The sequence below is a fragment of the Pseudooceanicola pacificus genome (assembly GCF_009789075.1).
Classification (GTDB): Bacteria; Pseudomonadota; Alphaproteobacteria; order Rhodobacterales; family Rhodobacteraceae; genus Pseudooceanicola; species Pseudooceanicola pacificus.
Window position 1 is genome coordinate 205804 of record NZ_WNXQ01000005.1, and the last position, 16961, is coordinate 222764.

At 68.5% G+C, this 16961-nt stretch carries 16 protein-coding genes; 6 read left to right on the forward strand and 10 right to left on the reverse strand.

Features of this window, described 5'->3' with window-relative positions:
* Nucleotides 1-220: 220 nt before the first annotated feature.
* The 4 genes from GLS40_RS11070 to GLS40_RS11085 all read left to right on the forward strand — a co-directional run bounded on the left by GLS40_RS11070 (nucleotide 221) and on the right by GLS40_RS11085 (nucleotide 3939).
* Nucleotides 221-1270, forward strand: coding sequence for an ABC transporter permease (locus GLS40_RS11070; protein WP_160382783.1), 1050 nt, complete (start codon nucleotides 221-223; stop codon nucleotides 1268-1270).
* Complete coding sequence (locus GLS40_RS11075) at nucleotides 1267-2187, forward strand: ABC transporter permease (RefSeq protein WP_160382784.1); 921 nt, start codon at nucleotides 1267-1269, stop codon at nucleotides 2185-2187. Before GLS40_RS11070 ends, GLS40_RS11075 begins: the two co-directional genes overlap by 4 nt.
* 142 nt (nucleotides 2188-2329) lie before the next feature.
* The gene (locus tag GLS40_RS11080) at nucleotides 2330-3187 is read left to right on the forward strand and encodes an ABC transporter ATP-binding protein (protein ID WP_160382785.1); all 858 of its coding nucleotides are present in this window, start codon (nucleotides 2330-2332) and stop codon (nucleotides 3185-3187) included.
* On the forward strand, nucleotides 3184-3939 hold the full coding sequence (locus GLS40_RS11085; RefSeq protein ID WP_160382786.1) for an ABC transporter ATP-binding protein: 756 nt from the start codon (nucleotides 3184-3186) through the stop codon (nucleotides 3937-3939). The genes GLS40_RS11080 and GLS40_RS11085 overlap by 4 nt, the downstream gene beginning before the upstream one ends.
* Before the next feature lie 362 nt (nucleotides 3940-4301).
* Here GLS40_RS11085 and GLS40_RS11090 read toward each other — a convergent pair whose 3' ends face one another.
* From GLS40_RS11090 to GLS40_RS11130, 9 genes are all read right to left on the reverse strand, one after another.
* Nucleotides 4302-5870 (reverse strand): FGGY-family carbohydrate kinase, encoded by a 1569-nt coding sequence (locus GLS40_RS11090; RefSeq protein WP_160382787.1) that lies wholly within the window; start codon nucleotides 5868-5870, stop codon nucleotides 4302-4304.
* Between the two features lie 16 nt (nucleotides 5871-5886).
* Entirely contained in the window at nucleotides 5887-6537 is a 651-nt protein-coding gene (locus GLS40_RS11095; protein WP_328598894.1) for an HAD family hydrolase, read from the reverse strand.
* A gap of 22 nt (nucleotides 6538-6559) precedes the next feature.
* Nucleotides 6560-7999 (reverse strand): mannitol dehydrogenase family protein, encoded by a 1440-nt coding sequence (locus GLS40_RS11100; protein ID WP_235905898.1) that lies wholly within the window; start codon nucleotides 7997-7999, stop codon nucleotides 6560-6562.
* Nucleotides 8000-8184: 185 nt separating this feature from the next.
* Nucleotides 8185-9186 (reverse strand): ABC transporter ATP-binding protein, encoded by a 1002-nt coding sequence (locus GLS40_RS11105; protein WP_160382790.1) that lies wholly within the window; start codon nucleotides 9184-9186, stop codon nucleotides 8185-8187.
* Nucleotides 9187-9198: 12 nt separating this feature from the next.
* On the reverse strand, nucleotides 9199-10029 hold the full coding sequence (locus tag GLS40_RS11110; RefSeq protein ID WP_160382791.1) for a carbohydrate ABC transporter permease: 831 nt from the start codon (nucleotides 10027-10029) through the stop codon (nucleotides 9199-9201).
* Between the two features lies 1 nt (nucleotide 10030).
* Nucleotides 10031-10456, reverse strand: coding sequence for a hypothetical protein (locus GLS40_RS11115; protein ID WP_160382792.1), 426 nt, complete (start codon nucleotides 10454-10456; stop codon nucleotides 10031-10033).
* A gap of 1 nt (nucleotide 10457) precedes the next feature.
* Nucleotides 10458-11330, reverse strand: coding sequence for a carbohydrate ABC transporter permease (locus GLS40_RS11120; protein ID WP_160382793.1), 873 nt, complete (start codon nucleotides 11328-11330; stop codon nucleotides 10458-10460).
* Nucleotides 11331-11394: 64 nt separating this feature from the next.
* Nucleotides 11395-12708: an ABC transporter substrate-binding protein gene (locus GLS40_RS11125; RefSeq protein WP_160382794.1), complete on the reverse strand. Its 1314-nt coding sequence runs from the start codon at nucleotides 12706-12708 to the stop codon at nucleotides 11395-11397.
* Nucleotides 12709-12987: 279 nt separating this feature from the next.
* Nucleotides 12988-13416: a winged helix-turn-helix transcriptional regulator gene (locus GLS40_RS11130; RefSeq protein ID WP_160382795.1), complete on the reverse strand. Its 429-nt coding sequence runs from the start codon at nucleotides 13414-13416 to the stop codon at nucleotides 12988-12990.
* Nucleotides 13417-13529: 113 nt separating this feature from the next.
* On the opposite strand from GLS40_RS11130, the gene GLS40_RS11135 reads away from it, so the two are divergent.
* Nucleotides 13530-14411, forward strand: a complete 882-nt coding sequence (locus GLS40_RS11135; RefSeq protein WP_160382796.1) for an NAD(P)H-binding protein — start codon at nucleotides 13530-13532, stop codon at nucleotides 14409-14411.
* Nucleotides 14412-14434: 23 nt separating this feature from the next.
* On the opposite strand, the gene GLS40_RS11140 is transcribed toward GLS40_RS11135, so the two are convergent.
* Entirely contained in the window at nucleotides 14435-15397 is a 963-nt protein-coding gene (locus GLS40_RS11140) for a sugar-binding transcriptional regulator (protein WP_328598895.1), read from the reverse strand.
* Between the two features lie 433 nt (nucleotides 15398-15830).
* Between GLS40_RS11140 and GLS40_RS11145 the strand changes: the two genes are divergently transcribed.
* A complete protein-coding gene (locus GLS40_RS11145; RefSeq protein WP_160382797.1) occupies nucleotides 15831-16775 on the forward strand; it encodes a carbohydrate kinase family protein in 945 nt (314 codons plus the stop codon).
* Nucleotides 16776-16961: the final 186 nt, after the last annotated feature.

Consider the following 16961-nt stretch of genomic DNA (forward strand, 5'->3'; position numbering starts at 1 on the left):
ATGACGCCCCCCTCCCATCCCGTCCCCCGGCAGGCCGAGGCGGCCACCTGTCGCGCCGCGCGCGCATCCGGCCCCGTGCCGCCCCCGTGGCGGGCAGCCCCCGGCCCGGCACCTTGCCCCCGGGGCAGGCGTTCGACATCCCCGGCGGCATGCCCGCGGTCCCGCGTGCCGGGGCCACGGCGCGATGCGCGCCTTTCCCATATTGCAGGACGGACCGAGCATGAGTGACAGCACCACGGGCGCTGCGGCCCTGACCATTCCGCCCTGGATCAAGAAGACGCTCAGCACCGCGATCACGGTGATCTTCACCATACTCGGCCTGCTGTTCGTAACCTTCATGATCGGGCGGGTGATGCCGGTCGACCCGGTGCTGGCCGTGATCGGCGAGCGGGCGACGCAGGCGCAATACGACGCGACCTATATCGCGCTTGGCCTCGACAAGCCGCTGCTGGTCCAGTTCGGGATCTACCTCGGCGACGTGCTGCAGGGCGATTTCGGCCGCTCCATCCGCACCGGCAAACAGGTGAGCGAGGATCTCGCCCGCGCCTTTCCCGCCACGATGGAGCTGGCCACCCTGGGCACGCTGATCGGCGTGGTCATCGGCGTGCCGCTTGGCGTGCTGGCCGCCGTCAAGCGCGGGTCGTGGATCGACCAGATCGCGCGGCTTGTCGGGCTGGTCGGCTATTCGATGCCGATCTTCTGGCTGGGGCTGATGGGGCTGCTGGTGTTTTACGGCATCCTCGGCTGGGTCGCGGGGCCGGGGCGCGTGGGCATCTTCTACCAGGGCATAGTCCAGCCGCAGACGGGGTTGCTGCTGGTGGACAGCCTTTTGCAGGGCCAGTTCGCCGTCTTCCGGGATGCCTTCAGCCATATCATCCTGCCCGCCTCTCTGCTGGGCTATTTCTCGCTGGCCTATATCAGCCGGATGACCCGGTCCTTCATGCTGGAACAGCTGTCGGCGGAATATGTCACCACCGCGCGGGTCAAGGGCCTGAGCGAGTGGGAGGTCGTCTGGCGCCACGCCTTCCGCAACATCCGCATCCAGCTGATCACGGTGATCGCGCTGGCCTATGCCAACCTGCTGGAAGGCTCGGTCCTGACCGAGATCATCTTTGCCTGGCCGGGCATCGGGCAATACATCACCACCTCGCTGCTGGCCAATGACATGAACTCGGTCCTGGGCGGGACCGTGGTGATCGGCGTGATCTTCGTGGCGCTGAACATCTTTTCCGACCTGCTCTACCGCTTCTTCGATCCGAGGTCGAAATGAACACGCCAACCGAACCGACAACCCTGCGCGCCTGGCTGCTGGCCGAAACGCCGACCTCGCGCCGGCAGGCGCGGGCGGCCTCGTGGTATCAGGGGTGGCTTACGCTGCGCTCGAACCCGCTGACGATGATCGGGCTGATCATCCTGGTCTTCATCATCGTCTGCGCGATTCTGGCGCCGGTGCTGGCGACCCACGATCCCTTTGCCCAGAACCTGGGCGAGCGGCTGAAGCCGCCGGGGTTCGACGGGCATATCTTCGGCACCGACAGCCTGGGGCGGGACATCTATTCGCGGCTGCTCTACGGCGCGCGGATCTCGATCTACATCGTGCTGCTGGTGGCGATGGTGGCGCCCCTTCTGGGGCTGATCATCGGCACGGTCGCGGGCTATGCCGGGGGCTGGGCCGATGTGGTGCTGATGCGGATCACCGATATCTTCCTGGCCTTTCCGCGGCTGGTCCTGGCGCTCGCCTTCGTTGCCGCGCTTGGCGCGGGAATCGAGAACGCGGTGCTGGCGATCTCGCTCACCGCATGGCCGCCCTATGCCCGGATCGCCCGGGCCGAGACGCTGACGATCCGCAATTCCGACTTCATCGCCGCGATCCGGCTGCAGGGGGCCGGGCCGATGCGGATCGTGACGCGCCATATCTGGCCGCTGTGCATCTCGTCGCTGGTGATCCGGGTCACGCTGGACATGGCGGGGATCATCCTGACGGCCGCCGGCCTGGGCTTTCTGGGGCTGGGGGCGCAGCCGCCCTCGCCGGAATGGGGGGCGATGATTTCCGAGGGGCGCAAGTACCTTCTGGATTACTGGTGGGTCGCGACGATCCCGGGGCTGGCGATCTTTGCCATCTCGCTGGCGTTCAACCTGCTGGGGGACGGGATGCGCGATGTGCTCGACCCGAAAGGGGGGCAGTGATGGGTCAGGATTGGCAAAGGCGTCACGGCGCCCTCTCCGCCGGGCCGCGGGGTGGCGCTCCGGGCGCGGATCGCGCCGCGTCTGCGGGCATGGGGCCGGGCTTGTCCACAGGGCGCGCGCTGCGCCGGACGGGGGCGACGGGATGAGCAATCTGATCGACGTGGAAAACCTCTGGGTGAAGTTCCCGACCCGCAACGGCATCTTCGACGCGGTGCGCGGCATCTCCTTCTCGCTCGGCAAGGAGCGTCTGGGCATCGTCGGCGAAAGCGGCTCGGGCAAGTCGATGACGGGGCGGGCGATCCTCAAGCTGATCCGCCCCCCGGGGCGGATCGAGGCCGACCGGCTGACCATGACCGGCACCGATGTGCTGACGGCCAGCGAGAAGGAGATGCGCAAGCTGCGCGGCCACCACGCCAGCATGATCATGCAGGATCCCAAGTTCTCGCTGAACCCGGTGATGACCGTGGGCCGGCAGATCACAGAGGCCCTGCGCACCCATGAAAAGGTCAACATGGCCCAGGCCCGCGCAAGGGCGCTGGAGATGCTGGACGCGGTGGCGATCCGCGATCCCGAACGGGTGTTCGACCTATACCCGCACGAGGTGTCGGGCGGGATGGGCCAGCGTATCATGATCGCCATGATGCTGATCCCCGACCCCGAGATCCTGATCGCGGACGAGCCGACCTCGGCGCTCGACGTCTCGGTCCAGCTGCAGGTGCTGGAGATCATGGACAAGCTGGTGGCCGAGCGCGGCATGGGGCTGATCTTCATCAGCCACGACCTGAACCTGGTGTCAAATTTCTGCGACCGGATCGTCATCATGTATGCCGGCCGGATCGTCGAGGTCTGCCAGGCGGGCAAGCTGCACGAGGCCAGGCATCCCTATACCATCGGGCTGTTGAACTCTGTCCCCAACCTCGGGTCGCCGCGCGAGCGGCTGGACGTGCTGCGGCGCGACCCGGCCTGGCGCGAGGCGCCTTCGGTGAGTGCGCTGCTATGACCCTGGCCATCGAGATATCCGACCTCACCGTCTGGTTCGGCGAGGGCGCGGCGCGCAGCAACGCGGTCAGGCAGGTATCGCTGAGCATCGGCGAGGGCGAAAGCTTTGGCCTGGTGGGGGAAAGCGGTTCGGGCAAGTCGACCGTGCTCCGGGCGATCACCGGGCTGGTGCCGAGCTGGAGCGGGTCGATGCGGATCATGAACCGCCCGCTGGGGGCGAAGCGGGACCGGACGTTCTACAAGCAGGTGCAGATGGTCTTTCAGGACCCCTATGCCTCGCTGCACCCCCGGATGACGGTCGACGCGGTGCTGTCGGAGGCGCTGAAGCTGCACGGCTTCGGCGATATCGACAACCGGATCGACCGGCTGCTGGAGGATGTCGGGCTGGGCAAGGGCTTCCGCTTCCGCTACCCGCATCAGCTTTCGGGCGGGCAGCGGCAGCGGGTGGCCATCGCCCGGGCCCTGGCGCCCGAGCCGCGCATCCTGCTGCTGGACGAGCCGACCTCGGCGCTGGACGTGTCGGTGCAGGCCGAGATCCTGAACCTGCTGACCGACCTGCGGGCGGAGCGGGGGCTGACCTATCTGATGGTCTCGCACGACCTGGGTGTCGTGGGGCACATGTGCGGGCAGGTTGCGGTGATGCAGACCGGCGAGATGGTCGAATTGCTGGGGGTCGAGGACATGCGCGCCATGAAGGCCACGCATCCCTATACGAAGCATCTGCTCGACAGCTCTCTGCGGTCCGTGCGCTGAGGCCGGGGGGCCGGAACCGGCCCGCGGGGTCCGGCCGGACCGGTGGCTTGGCCCGGATGACCCCGGGCGGTCCGCGGGGTGGCCCCCTCCGAGCGGAGCGCCTGCGGCGCACAGGATGTTTTGCACCGCGCATCCGCGCGGTGCGTCTGACGCCTCCGGCGGGCATATTTGGAGCAAGAGGAAGGTGAGGACCGCTCCCCTTGCTTCATCTCGTCCAAAATACTCCGGGGGAGTCGCACCGCAGGTGCGGCGGGGGCAGAGCCCCCTTGCGACGGTGCCGTCGCAGCGGCAGTCGGGCGGCGCGGGGTCGGTTCGGATGTGGGATGTCCGTCGAGGTGCGGTCCCGGGCAGATGCGTGTCCTTTACCGTGGCATAGCGGAGAGTTCGGCCCGGTGCGCCTGCATCCGCAGGAACACCGCGTAGTCCCTGTCGTAGCCTGCCCGGCGGGACGGGTCGGGTTTCAGGCAGCCGGGCCGCCCGGCCATCGCCTGCGCGGCTGCGGGCAGGCCGGGGTGCAGCCCGGCGGCGGCGGCGGCGGTCATCGCCGTGCCCAGCAGGACGGAATCGGGCTGGGTGCTCAGCTGCACCTCGCGCCCCGTGGCATCGGCATAGAGCTGCATCAGCAGCGCGTTGCGGGCATGTCCGCCGGTGATCAGCAGGCGTTCGATCCGGGTGCCGCCGGTTTCCATCTGGGCCACGATCTGGCGCAGCCCCAGGGCCAGGGCCACGGCGGCGCGCCAGTAGAGCCGGTCGAGCGCGCCCTCGCCCGTGTCCAGCGTCAGGCCCGAGACCACGCCATAGGCCATCGGGTCGGCCAGCGGCGTGCGGTTGCCGTTGAAATCGGGCAGGATGTCCAGCCCCCGGCCAAAGCCGCCGCCTTCCCGTGCGAGCGCCGCGCTGATCCGCGCGGCCACCCGGCGATGCGCGGCGGGCGAGGCATCGCGGTCCGGCGCATAGGTGTGCAGCACGTGGTCCAGCAGGGCGCCGGTGGCCGACTGCCCGCCCTCGTTGACCCAGAGCCCGGGCAGGATGGCGCCGGGGTAGGGGCCCCAGATGCCGCGCCCGCGCCAGGCCATGTCGGACATGCTCATCACGCAGGTCGAGGTGCCCGCGATCATCGCCAGCGCCCCGGCCCGGTCGCGCGGGGCCAGCCCGCCCATCACGCCCAGCGTCCCGGCAAAGGCGTCGATCAGCCCGACGGCCACGGTGCAGGCGGTGGTCAGGCCCAGCTCATCCGCCGCGGCGGGGGTGAGCGGCCCGGCGGCGGTCCCCGGCGCCGTGGGCATCGCGGGCACGCTGGCGCGCGCGGCGAGGTCGTCCAGCCCGATGGCATCCAGGAAGTCCCGCTGCCAGCCGCCCGCATGGGGCAGGTGGGTCCATTTCGCCACCAGGGTGCAGGTCGAGCGCAGGTCCTGCCCGCTGGCCCGCCAGGTGAGGAAATCGGTCAGGTCCATCGCCCGACCCATCCGGGGCCAGAGATCCGGGCGGTGCCGTTTCAGCCACATCAGCTTGGGGCATTGCATCTCGGGCGACATCGTCCCGCCCGCGTGATCCAGCACGCGGTGGCCGGTGGCGGTGCATTCGGCGGCCTCGGCCACCGCGCGGTGATCGAACCAGGCGATGGTGTCGCGCCCCTCGGGGCCAAGCGGCAGGGGCGCATCAGACGTGTCGCGCAGCACCAGCGAACATGTCGCGTCGAAGGCGACCGCCGCCACGCTGCCGGGCGCCACATTGGCCCCGGCGACGGCATCGCGCACGGCGGCGCAGACCGCCTGCCAGATATCCTCCGAGGCGTGTTCCGCCCGCATCCCGTCCTCTTCCCACAGACCGATGGGGCGGGTGTGGTGGCTCAGCGCGCGGCCGCCGGAGTCGAAGATACCCGCCCGCGCAGAGCGGGTTCCCACGTCGATGGCACAGACGAAGCGATCCATCCCTGAAGTCCCCGGATCAGAGCTGCGTCAGCAGAATGTCGGCCAGCGCGGCCATGTTGTCCACCTGTGCCGTTGGTCCAAGCGTCTTTGCGCGATTCGCCAGCCGGGCCGGGCCGGCATGGGCCCCGCCGGTGAAGGCCACGACCCGCATCCCGGCGGCCTGCGCGGCCTCGATCCCGGCCAGGCTGTCCTCGACCACCACGCAGTCCCGCGGGGCCACGCCCATTTCGCGCGCCGCATGCAGGAACAGGTCGGGCGCGGGTTTGCCCCGGGACACCATCGTCGCGCTGAAGACATGCGGCCCGAAGAGCGGGGCCAGCCCGGTGACCTCCAGCGAAAGTGCGATCCGCTCGGGCTGCGAGGAGGAGGCGACGCAGACCGGGCGGGACAGGGCGCGGATCGCCTGCGCCACGCCGGGCACCGGGTGCAGGTCGCGCCGGAACCGGGCGTAGAGCCGGGTGCGGATGTCGGCCAGATGCGCGCCGGTCAGGTCCAGCCCGTAATCGCGCCGGACCATCTCTGACACCGATCCGATGGACAGGCCCAGCATGCGCTCATAGGCGGTTTCGACGCTGATCTCGCAGCCCGCGTCCGCCAGCACCTCGCGCAAAACCTCGACCGAGATCGGCTCGCTGTCGACCAGGACGCCGTCGCAGTCGAATATCACCAGCCCCGGCGCCGCCAAGACCCTAGAGCCTGCCGTCGATATAGCTGGTCAGCACCGCTTCGGTCCCGTCTGACCAGAGCGCCTCCAGCGCCTCGGAAAAGGCCGAGGCGAACCGGGCGTCGCGGCCGGTGGCGCCATAGACCTCCTCCATGCCCAGCCATGTGCCGGGATCGTCCCTGGCCGCCTTTGCGATTCTGGTCAGCCGGTCCCAGTTGGGATCGTTGGGCGCGATCTCGGCCCCGCTTTCGCTGGTGCCGTAGCAGTAGCGGCACCACAGCGCGCTTTCCAGCGCCAGCCCGGTGACGCTGCCGTTGCGCGCCAGCGAATCGGCGATCGAGGGCACGATGAACTTCGGCTGCCGGTTCGATCCGTCGAGGCAGAGCCGGCGCACCGTGTCGCCGATCTTGGGGTTGGAAAACCGGCTGGCGATCAGGTCGTAATAGGCGCCGAGGTCGGTGTCGGGCACCGGGGGCACGCCGGGGATGATCTCGTCGTGCTCGATCTTGGCGAGGAAGGCGCGGATCAGCGGATGCTCCATCGCCTCGTGCACGAAATGGATGTCCAGCAGCCCGGCGGGGTAGGCGATCACCGCATGGCCGCCGTTCAGGATGCGGATCTTCATCAGCTCGTAGGGGCTGACATCGGGCACGAACTGCACGCCGACCTTTTCCAGCGGCGGGCGGCCCGAGGGGAAGTCGTCCTCGAGCACCCATTGGGTGAAGGCCTCGCAGAAGACCGGCCAGCCGTCGCGCACCCCGAAGTCGCTTTCCAGCATCCCGCGCTCGCGGTCCGAGGTGGCGGGCGTGATCCGGTCGACCATGCCGTTGGGAAAGCTGATGTTTTCGGCGATCCAGGCGGCCAGGGCGGGATCCGACAGTTCGGCCAGGCCGATCAGGGCGTTGCGGGTGATGCGGCCGTTGTGGGGGATGTTGTCGCAGGACATGACGGTGAAGGGCGCGAAACCCTTTTCGCGCCTGAGCCGCAGACCGGCGAGGATCAGGCCAAAAACCGTCCCGGGCGCGTCGGGCGTACTCGCATCGGCCTGGATCGCCGGATGCGTCGGGTCGAACCTGTCGGAACTGTCGAGGAAATACCCCCCCTCGGTGATCGTCAGCGACACGATGCGGATGGCCGGATCGGCCAGCGCCGCGGTGATCGCCGCCGCGTCGCCGGGTTCGAGATAGCCGACCATCGAGCCGATGACCCGGGCCCGGGAATGTGTCGCTTCCTGCTCGACCAGCGTGGTCAGCCAGTCCTGCGCCTGCAGCACCGCGCGGGCCTTGCGGTCGCCCTCCATCACGCCGGCGCCCAGGATCGCCCAGTCCTGCCCCTCGCCGGTCGCGAACAGCCGGTCGAGATAGGTCGCCTGATGCGCCCGGTGGAAGTTTCCGATGCCGAAATGCAGGATCCCGGCGCTGAGGTCGGAACGCGCATATCCCGGGACAGCCACGCCATCCGGCATGTCGGACAGGGTCGAAAGAGACAGCGCGGTGGCCATGCTCACATCCTCTTGTCGTGCGGGGCCCGGTTCACTGCCGGGCGCCCCTTTGAAACGTTTCTTGATCTCCCGGCGCGCAGTGGCGCCGGCGCGGGGTCCGGGCCGGGACCGCGCCCTTTCCCGGCAAAGAGGGGGCCGCGCGGCGGGGCCTAGAAGATCGACAGCCCCTTGCCGTCGAAGCGGTGCAGCTTGGACGGGTCGGGCGTCAGCCAGACGGTCTGGCCGGCCTTCACCCCCAGCTCGCCCACCACGCGCACGGTCATCTCGCCCAGGGGGCCGCAGTCGACCTTCAGGAAGGTGTCCGAGCCCAGGTGCTCGGCCAGACCGACCTTGCCCTCCCAGCTGCCGCTTTCGGTCGAGATGGTCAGATGCTCGGGGCGGATGCCGATGGTATGGGCGTCGTGCTTGGCGGCCTCGGGCCCCTCGACGAAGTTCATCTTGGGCGAGCCGATGAAGCCCGCGACAAACATGTTGCGCGGCCGCTCGTAAAGCTCCAGCGGCGCGCCGACCTGTTCGATATAACCGTCGTGCAGCACCACGATCTTGTCGGCCATGGTCATCGCCTCGACCTGGTCGTGGGTGACGTAGATCATCGTGGTCGCCAGCGACTGGTGCAGCTCGGAGATCTCCTGCCGCATGGTCACGCGCAGGGCGGCGTCGAGGTTCGACAGCGGTTCGTCGAACAGGAAGGCCGCCGGTTCGCGCACGATGGCCCGCCCGATGGCGACCCGCTGGCGCTGCCCGCCCGAAAGCTGCCCGGGACGGCGGTCGATGTAATCGGCCAGGTTCAGGATGCGCGCGGCATTCTCGACCTTGGCGTCGATCTCGGCCTGCGAGAGCTTGGCCATTTTCAGCGGAAAGGCGATGTTCTTGCGCACCGACATATGGGGGTAGAGCGCGTAGCTCTGGAACACCATGGCCAGCCCGCGCTTGGCGGGGGCGGCGTCGGTCGCCTCCTTTCCGTCGATCACGATAGAGCCCGAGGTCACGTCCTCCAGCCCCGCGATCAGGCGCAGCAGGGTGGACTTGCCGCAGCCCGAAGGGCCGACGAAGACCACGAATTCGCCGTCGTGGATGTCAAGGTCCAGCGGCGGGATGACCTCTTTCGGACCGAACGCCTTGGTGACTTGTTTCAGGGTGATGCTGCCCATGGTCGTCTTTCCTTATTTCACGGCGCCGAAGGTCAGGCCCCGGACCAGCTGTTTCTGGCTGAACCAGCCAAGGATCATGATCGGCGCGATGGCCATGGTGGAGGCGGCCGAGAGCTTGGCGTAAAACAGGCCCTCGGGCGAGGAGTAGGAGGCGATGAACGCGGTCAGCGGCGCGGCCTTGGCGGCGGTCAGGTTCAGGGTCCAGAACGCCTCGTTCCAGGCCAGGATCACGTTCAGCAGCAGGGTCGAGGCGATGCCGGGCACGGCCATCGGGGTCAGCACGTGGATGATTTCCTCGCGCAGGCCGGCGCCGTCCATGCGGCAGGCCTCCAGGATTTCGCCCGGGATTTCCTTGAAATAGGTGTAGAGCATCCAGACGATGATCGGCAGGTTGATCAGCATCAGCACGATGACCAGCCCGAATTTGGTGTCCAGCAGACCGAGGTCGCGGAAGATCAGGTAGATCGGGATCAGCACGCCGACCGGCGGCAGCATCTTGGTGGAGAGCATCCACATCAGCACGTCGCGGGTGCGCTTGCCGGGGACAAAGGCCATGGCCCAGGCGGCGGGCACGGCGATGAGCACGCCCAGCACGGTCGAGCCGACGGAGATCACGACCGAGTTCCAGAAATGTCGCCCGTAGTTCGAGCGTTCCTGCACCGTCACGTAGTTCTCGAAGGTCCAGTGAAAGCCCAGGAAGGACGGCGGAGAGGCGATGGCCTCGGCCTCGGTCTTGAAGCTGGTCAGCACGGTCCAGAGGATCGGAAAGAACAGCAGCAGCCCGACGGCCCAGGCAAAGACCGTGAACATCGCCTTGCGGCGCGGGGTTGTGGAACGGGCCATGTCAGGTCTCCTCCGTCCGGGCGGTCTTTGACGCGCCCGATGGGCGCGCGGGCAAGGCGTCGTGCAGGCCCATGAGGGACAGCACGATCTCGGGCGTGACGGCGCAGCCTGTGGGACTGCCGCCGGGGCGGGGCAGGCGGGTCATTGCCCGGCTGGCCCCTGGCGTCTTGATCTGCGCAACGTCATCCCGGCCTCGCGCCGGGATCTCGCAGGGCCGGTGGCCCGTGGTTTCGGCACCGCGACGGCCGGTCGTCATCGGCGCGGGGGCCCGGTGCGCGGCCTTGATCCCTGCGGCGCCGCCCCCTGCGAGGCCCCGGGTCTGGCCCGGGGCGACGCGCGGCAGCACGGCGGCTGCATGGGAAACCGTTTGACCGTCGCTCATGGCAAGACAGGCGCGGTTGCCGAGGGTGAGCACGAGGCACTGCATCTCAGGCGTCCAGGTTCTTGCCGATCATCCGCATCAGGAAGATCGCGACGATATTGGCCAGCACCACCGCGACGATCCCGCCGGCGGCCCCGCCGCCCACGTCGAACTGCAGCAGCGACTGGGCGTAGACCAGGTACGTGATGTTGGTCGAGGCATAGCCCGGCCCCCCGTTGGTGGTGACGAGGATTTCGGCAAAGACCGACAGCAGGAAGATCGTCTCGATCAGCACCACCACGGTGGCGGCGCGCGACAGGTGCGGCACCACGATGTAGAAGAAGCGCGAGAATGCCCCGGCGCCGTCCATCTCGGCCGCCTCGATCTGCTCGCGGTCCAGCGACTGCAGGGCGGTCAGCAGGATCAGCGTGGCAAAGGGCAGCCAGGTCCAGGACACCATCAGCACGATGGAGAACAGCGGCGCATGGGCGAGGAAATCATAAGGCTGCAATCCCAGCCCCTTGGCGATATGGGCGAACAGCCCGTTCACCGGGTTCATGAACATGTTCTTCCAGACCAGCGCCGAAACGGTGGGCATGACGAAGAAGGGCGCGATCGCCAGGATGCGCACGATGCCCTGGCCCCAGAACTCCTGATCCAGCAGCAGGGCCAGCAGCACGCCGCCGATCACGGTGATCAGCAGGACGCCGACCACCAGCAGCAGCGTGTTCTGGAACGCCGCGTAAAAGGCGGGATCGGTCAGGAAATAGCGGTAATTGTCGAAGCCGATGAACTCTTCCATCCCCGGCATCAGCAGGTTGTAGCGCAGGGTCGAGAAGTAGAGCGTCATCGCCAGCGGGATGATCATCCATGCCAGCAGCAGCAGCACGGCGGGCGAGATCATGAGGCGCGCGGCAGAGCGGGAATGCGTGGTGGCCATTGTGAAAATCCGGCTGGAGGGAAAAGGGGGGCCGACGGCTGCCGGCCCCTCCAGTCAGGTGCGGTTACTTGGGATAACCGGCTTTGCGCATCTCGCGCTCGGTGAGCTGCTGTGCGCTTTGCAGGGCCTGTTCCGCCGTGACCTGCCCGGCCAGAGCGGCCGCGAACTGCTGGCCGACGGCCGTGCCGATGCCCTGGAATTCCGGGATCGCGACAAATTGCGAACCGGTGTAGGGGATCTCCTGGACCGAGGGGGCCGAGGTGTCGACCGCGTCGATCGAGAACAGAGTCATCTCGGCGAAGGGCGCGACCTTCAGGTACTCGGGGTTGTCATAGAGCGACTTGCGGGTTCCCGGAGGGGCCGCGGCCCAGCCTTCGTTGGCTGCCACCAGTTCGGTGTAATGCTTCGAGGTCGCCCAGGCGACAAAGGCCTTGGCTGCGTCGGCCTTGGCCGAGGACGCCGGGATTGCCAGGTTCCAGGACCACAGCCAGTGGCCGTGGTTGTCGATGCCGTCCTTGTTCGGGAACTGGGCAAAGCCCACGCTGTCGGCCACGGTCGAATCCGGCCCGGTCACGAAGGAGGCCGCGACGGTCGCGTCGATCCACATGCCGCATTTGCCCTGCTGGAACAGCGCCAGGTTCTCGTTGAACCCGTTCGACGATGCGCCCGGAGGGCCGTATTCGTTCATCATCGTCAGGTAGTCGGTCAGCGTCGCGGTCCATTGCGGGCCGGTGAATTCGGGCTTCCACTCCATGTCGAACCAGCGCGCGCCGTAGGAATTGGCCATCGCGGTGATAAAGGCCATGTTCTCGCCCCAGCCGGCCTTGCCGCGCAGGCAGATGCCGTAGATCTCGTTGTCCTTGTCGGTCATCGCCTTGGCGGCATCCATGACCTGCGACCAGGTGGGCGAGGTCGGCATCTCCATGCCCGCCTTTTCCATCAGGTCGGTGCGGTACATGATCATCGCGGATTCGCCATAGAACGGCGCGGCGTAGAGCGTGCCGTCGACCGAGATGCCGCCGGCGATGGCGGGCAGCAGGTCCGCGGCGTCATAGCCTTCGGGCATGTCGTCCAGCGCCAGCAGCCAGCCCTGCTTGGCCCAGATCGGCACCTCGTAGTTGCCGATGGTCAGCACGTCGTACTGGCCGCCCTTGGTGGCGATATCGGTGGTGACGCGCTGGCGCAGCACGTTTTCTTCCAGCGTGACCCATTCCAGTTCGATGTCGGGATGGTCCTTGGTGAAATCCTCGGTCAGCCCCTGCATGCGGATCATGTCGCCGTTGTTCACGGTCGCAATGGTGATGGTTTCCGCGTGGACGGCTGCCGACAGGGCGCAGATCGCCGTTGCGCCCAAAAGGGCGCTGGTCAGACGTGTCATGTATCTCCTCCCGAGATCGTGTGTGGTCTGTTCCGGCGTCTCAACCGAGTGTTTGAGCATTCGCCGGGTATGTGGGCAAATGTTCACGCTTGGCGCAGTCTTGTCAACAGGCACCGGGTATCCTATTGCCGCCGAGCATGAGGAAGCGCCCGCAACACGCTGTAATGTAATGGAATATCAAGAGGTGAGGGCGCCGGATCGGGCGTGCCCCGGGGCACGCCGCCCGGGCCCGGCCGCCCCCTGAGCGCCGGATTGCGGCATGCAGCCAGCGAAAAGCGGCTATTCGGCTGGTGCAACCTCTGTCGAATCATAGGCCACCCGCGCGGCCCGGATGTCGCCATGCCGCGACTCGGCCCAGGCCAGCAGGCCACCCAGCGGAGTCATCAGGGACAGGCCGGTTTCGGTCAGCTCGTATTGCACACTTGGCGGCTTGGTCGGAAAGACCGTCCGTTCCACCAGCCCGTCGCGTTCCAGGGTGCGCAGGGTCTGGGTCAGCATGCGTTTCGAGATGTCCGGCACACCCCGGTTCAGCGCGGCAAAGCGTTTCGGCCCCTCCGCCAGCTGCAGCAATATCAGCGTCGTCCACTTGTCGCCCAGCCGGTCGAGCACGTCGCGCACCGGGCAGCGCCCGGCATCCAGCGCCGTGCCAGCCGGGGCGATGTAACGCGAGAGATCCGGCAGGTGGTTACCTTCCTGTGTCCTGGGCATGAAATCCTGCCTCCTTCCGGCATGGGTCTATACGGTCTACATAAGAGACCATATCCCGAATCGAGACCAAAATAAAGCCGGTTCGGGACCCACGAGACCCGAAAGGACATGACATGACCCGACCCGACATCCTGATCACCGGCGCCAGCGGACAGCTTGGCGCACTCACCATTGCAGCGCTGCGCCGCCGTGCGCCGGATGCGCGGATCGCCGGCCTTGTCCGCCGGGCCGACGCCGCCGAGGCGCTGAAGGCGCAGGGCGTCGAGGCGCGGATGGGCGATTACACCGATACCGAAAGCCTTGCGGCCGCGATGCAGGGCATCGACCGGCTGCTGCTGATCTCGTCGAACGAGGTCGGCCAGCGCTATGTGCAGCATCGCAACGTCATCGAAGCCGCGCAGGCCGCGGGCGTCGGATTCGTCGCCTATACCTCGATCCTGCGGGCCGACAGCTCGCCGATGGAGCTCGCCACCGAACACCGCCAGACCGAAGAGCTGATCGCCGCCGCGGGCCTGCCCCATGTCTTCCTCCGCAACGGCTGGTACAGCGAGAACCACGCGATGGGCGTCGGGGCGGCGCTGGAACACGGGGCGCTGGCCGGGGCGGCGGGGCAGGGACGGTTCGCGACCGCAAGCCGCGCGGATTACGCCGAGGCGGCGGCGCTGGTGATCGCCGGCGGCACGGTTGCGCCGGGCACCGCGCTGGAACTGGCGGGCGACGAGAGCTTTACCCTGGCCGATTACGCCGCCGAGCTGTCGCGCCTGGCGGGGCGGTCGATCCCCTATGCCGACATGCCGCAGGCCGACTATGCCGCGCTGCTGAAAGGCGCCGGGGTGCCCGCCGTGATGGCCGATATCCTGGCCGACAGCGATGCCAAGGCCGCCGGGGGCGCGCTGCTGGATGACGGCAAGGTCCTGTCGGGCCTGATCGGGCGCCCGACCGAGCCGTGGCAACAGACATTGGCCGGGGCCGTCGCGGCGATGGAAGCCGCCTGATCACAGGCAAACGGGGCGGCGGCTCAGGCCAGCAGGGCCTCGGCCGTCGCCTCGTCGGTGACCAGCCCGGTGATGCGCCCGCCCCGGATCGCGCCCAGGATGCCCGCCACCTTGGCCGGGCCGCAGGCGGCGGCGATCACCGGCGCGCCTTGCCCCGCCCGCAGCGGGGCCGAGGAAACGCGGGTGTTGCTCAGCCCCTCGATCAGCTGGCCGTCGCGGTCGAAGACCCAGCCCAGGATCTCGCCCACGGCGCCCGCCGCCTGCAGCGCGCCCAGCTCGGCCCGCGCAAGGAAACCGTCGAGCACCAGCGGCGCCGCCGCATCCACCTGGCCGATCCCCACGATCGAGACATCGGCCCGCGCCGCCATCGCCCGGGTCGCCGCGATGGTCTTTTGCGCCAGCAGGGTGTCGCGTTCCTCGGCCGAGGCGGCGATAACGGGCATCGGGATCGGGAAGGTCGGGGCCGAGACCCGGTCGGCAATCGAAAACAGCACGTTGTAATAGGCGGTGGAGCCGTCGGGCGCGATGTTGCCGGTCAGCGAGACGATGCGGTGCTGGTCGCAGTCCAGCCGGGGCAGCAGCTCGATCGCCGCGCGCAGGGTGCGCCCGGTGCCCAGCCCCATCACCAGCGCCGCGTCCCGCGCCAGCCATCGTTCGATCACGTCGGCGGCGGCATGGGCGACGCCGGTCAGCCCGTCGCTGCCGGGCAGCGTGGGCACCACGTCGCAATACTCCAGCCCCAGCCGGGCCTTGAGCGTTTCGGCAAGGTTCAGGCAGTGCGAGATCGGATGGTCGATGCGCACCTTCACCAGCCCCGAGGACATTGCCAGCGACACCAGCCGCTGCGCAGACTGGCGCGACACGCCCATCACCGCCGCGATTTCGTCCTGGGTCTTGCCCGAGATGTAGTAGAGCCATGCCGCCCGCGCCGCCTCGTCCAGCCGTCGGCTGGTCTTGTCGGCGCTTTCGGTTTTTGGTTGCTTCACGGCGCGGCCCTCCCGGTACGGCGGGACTGTTCCCGCTGCGCCGTCGCCCTGTCAACCCACCGGCCCGGGGGGACGGGGCGGCATATGGTCGTGGCGGGTCCCGCCGGCGGGTGGCGGGGCGGGGCGCCTGGCGGCGGTCCGGGCCGCCTGCCGCGGTGCCGGTGTCGGGTGTCGCGCATCGGGCCGGATGATCGCCTGTCCGGGCGCCGGCATCGCGATGGCCGGGTCCTCCGGGTCGCTTGAGGGCGCCAGCCCGCGCTTTCGGGCGGGGCCGGACCGAGCCCGTGCCCGGCCTGCGCAGACGACCGGCCCGCGCAGAGATGATCGGCAGAGGCTTGACGCGGTGGGGCCACTTCGCCCATGTCATCGCGACGCGGGCGCTTGCCCGAACAGCCGGCGGATGCCCAGGACCGGCAATGGAAGGAGCCAAGACATGATCCTCTGCGCCGGTGAGGCCCTGATCGACATGATCCCCGCGACCCTCGCCGATGGCGAACCGGCCTACCTGCCCAAGGTGGGCGGCGCTTCGCTGAATTCGGCGGTGGCGCTCGGGCGGCTGGGGGCCGATGTCGCCCTGTGCACCGGCCTGTCGACCGATGTCTTTGGCCGGATGATTGTGGATCATGCGGGGGCGTCGGGCGTCTCTGTCGATCTTTGCGATTTCAGCGACCGCCCGACGGGGCTGGCCATCGTGACCAAGCGCGACGGGCATGCGACCTACGGGTTCTACGACGCGGGCAGCGCGATGCGCGAGTTGCAGCCCGGCGACCTGCGGACCGGCCCGGTGCCGCCCAGTGCGGCGCTTTTCGGGGGCATCTCGCTGGTGCCCGAGCCCTGCGGCTCGGTCTTCGAGGCGCTCTGCGCTACACTGAAAGCGGCTGGCACGCTGGTGATGTTCGATCCCAACATCCGCCCGGCCTTTGTCACGGATGACGCGGCTTACAGGGCGCGGATCGCGCGGATGTTCGCGCTGGCCGACGTGGTGAAGATCTCGGACGAGGACCTCGCCTGGCTGACCGGTGCGCCGGCCGACGACAGCGCCGCGATGGACGCCGCCGCCAGGGCGCTGCTGGACGAGGGGCCGGTGATGGTCTGCGTGACGCGCGGCGCCGAGGGTGTCACCGCCTGGCGCGCCGCCGGAGATCTGCATGTGCCCGCGACCCCGGTCGCGGTGGTCGATACCGTGGGCGCGGGGGATACATTCAGCGCGGGTATGCTGGCGGGGCTGTCGCGCGATGACCTGCTGTCGCGCGAGGCGCTGATTGCCGCGTCAGAGCCGGAGCTAGCCAAGGCCCTGACACTGGGTGTGCGGGCCGCGGCGGTCTGCGTCGCGCGCGCGGGGGCCAACCCGCCCTGGGCATCGGAACTCGACGGCTGACACGGGCAGGGGGCTTTGCAAACCCCGTTTTGCAAAGCCGGATCTGCATAGCCTTCCTGGCAAAGCCGCGCCTCTCCCCTGTTTGCAAACTGCCCTTTGCAATTTGCTGTTTGCAAACCGCACCACCGGCCCTTGCGGGGCCTGCAGGGGCGCGCGGGGGCCGTGCCGGCGCCCTCGCGGGCGGCT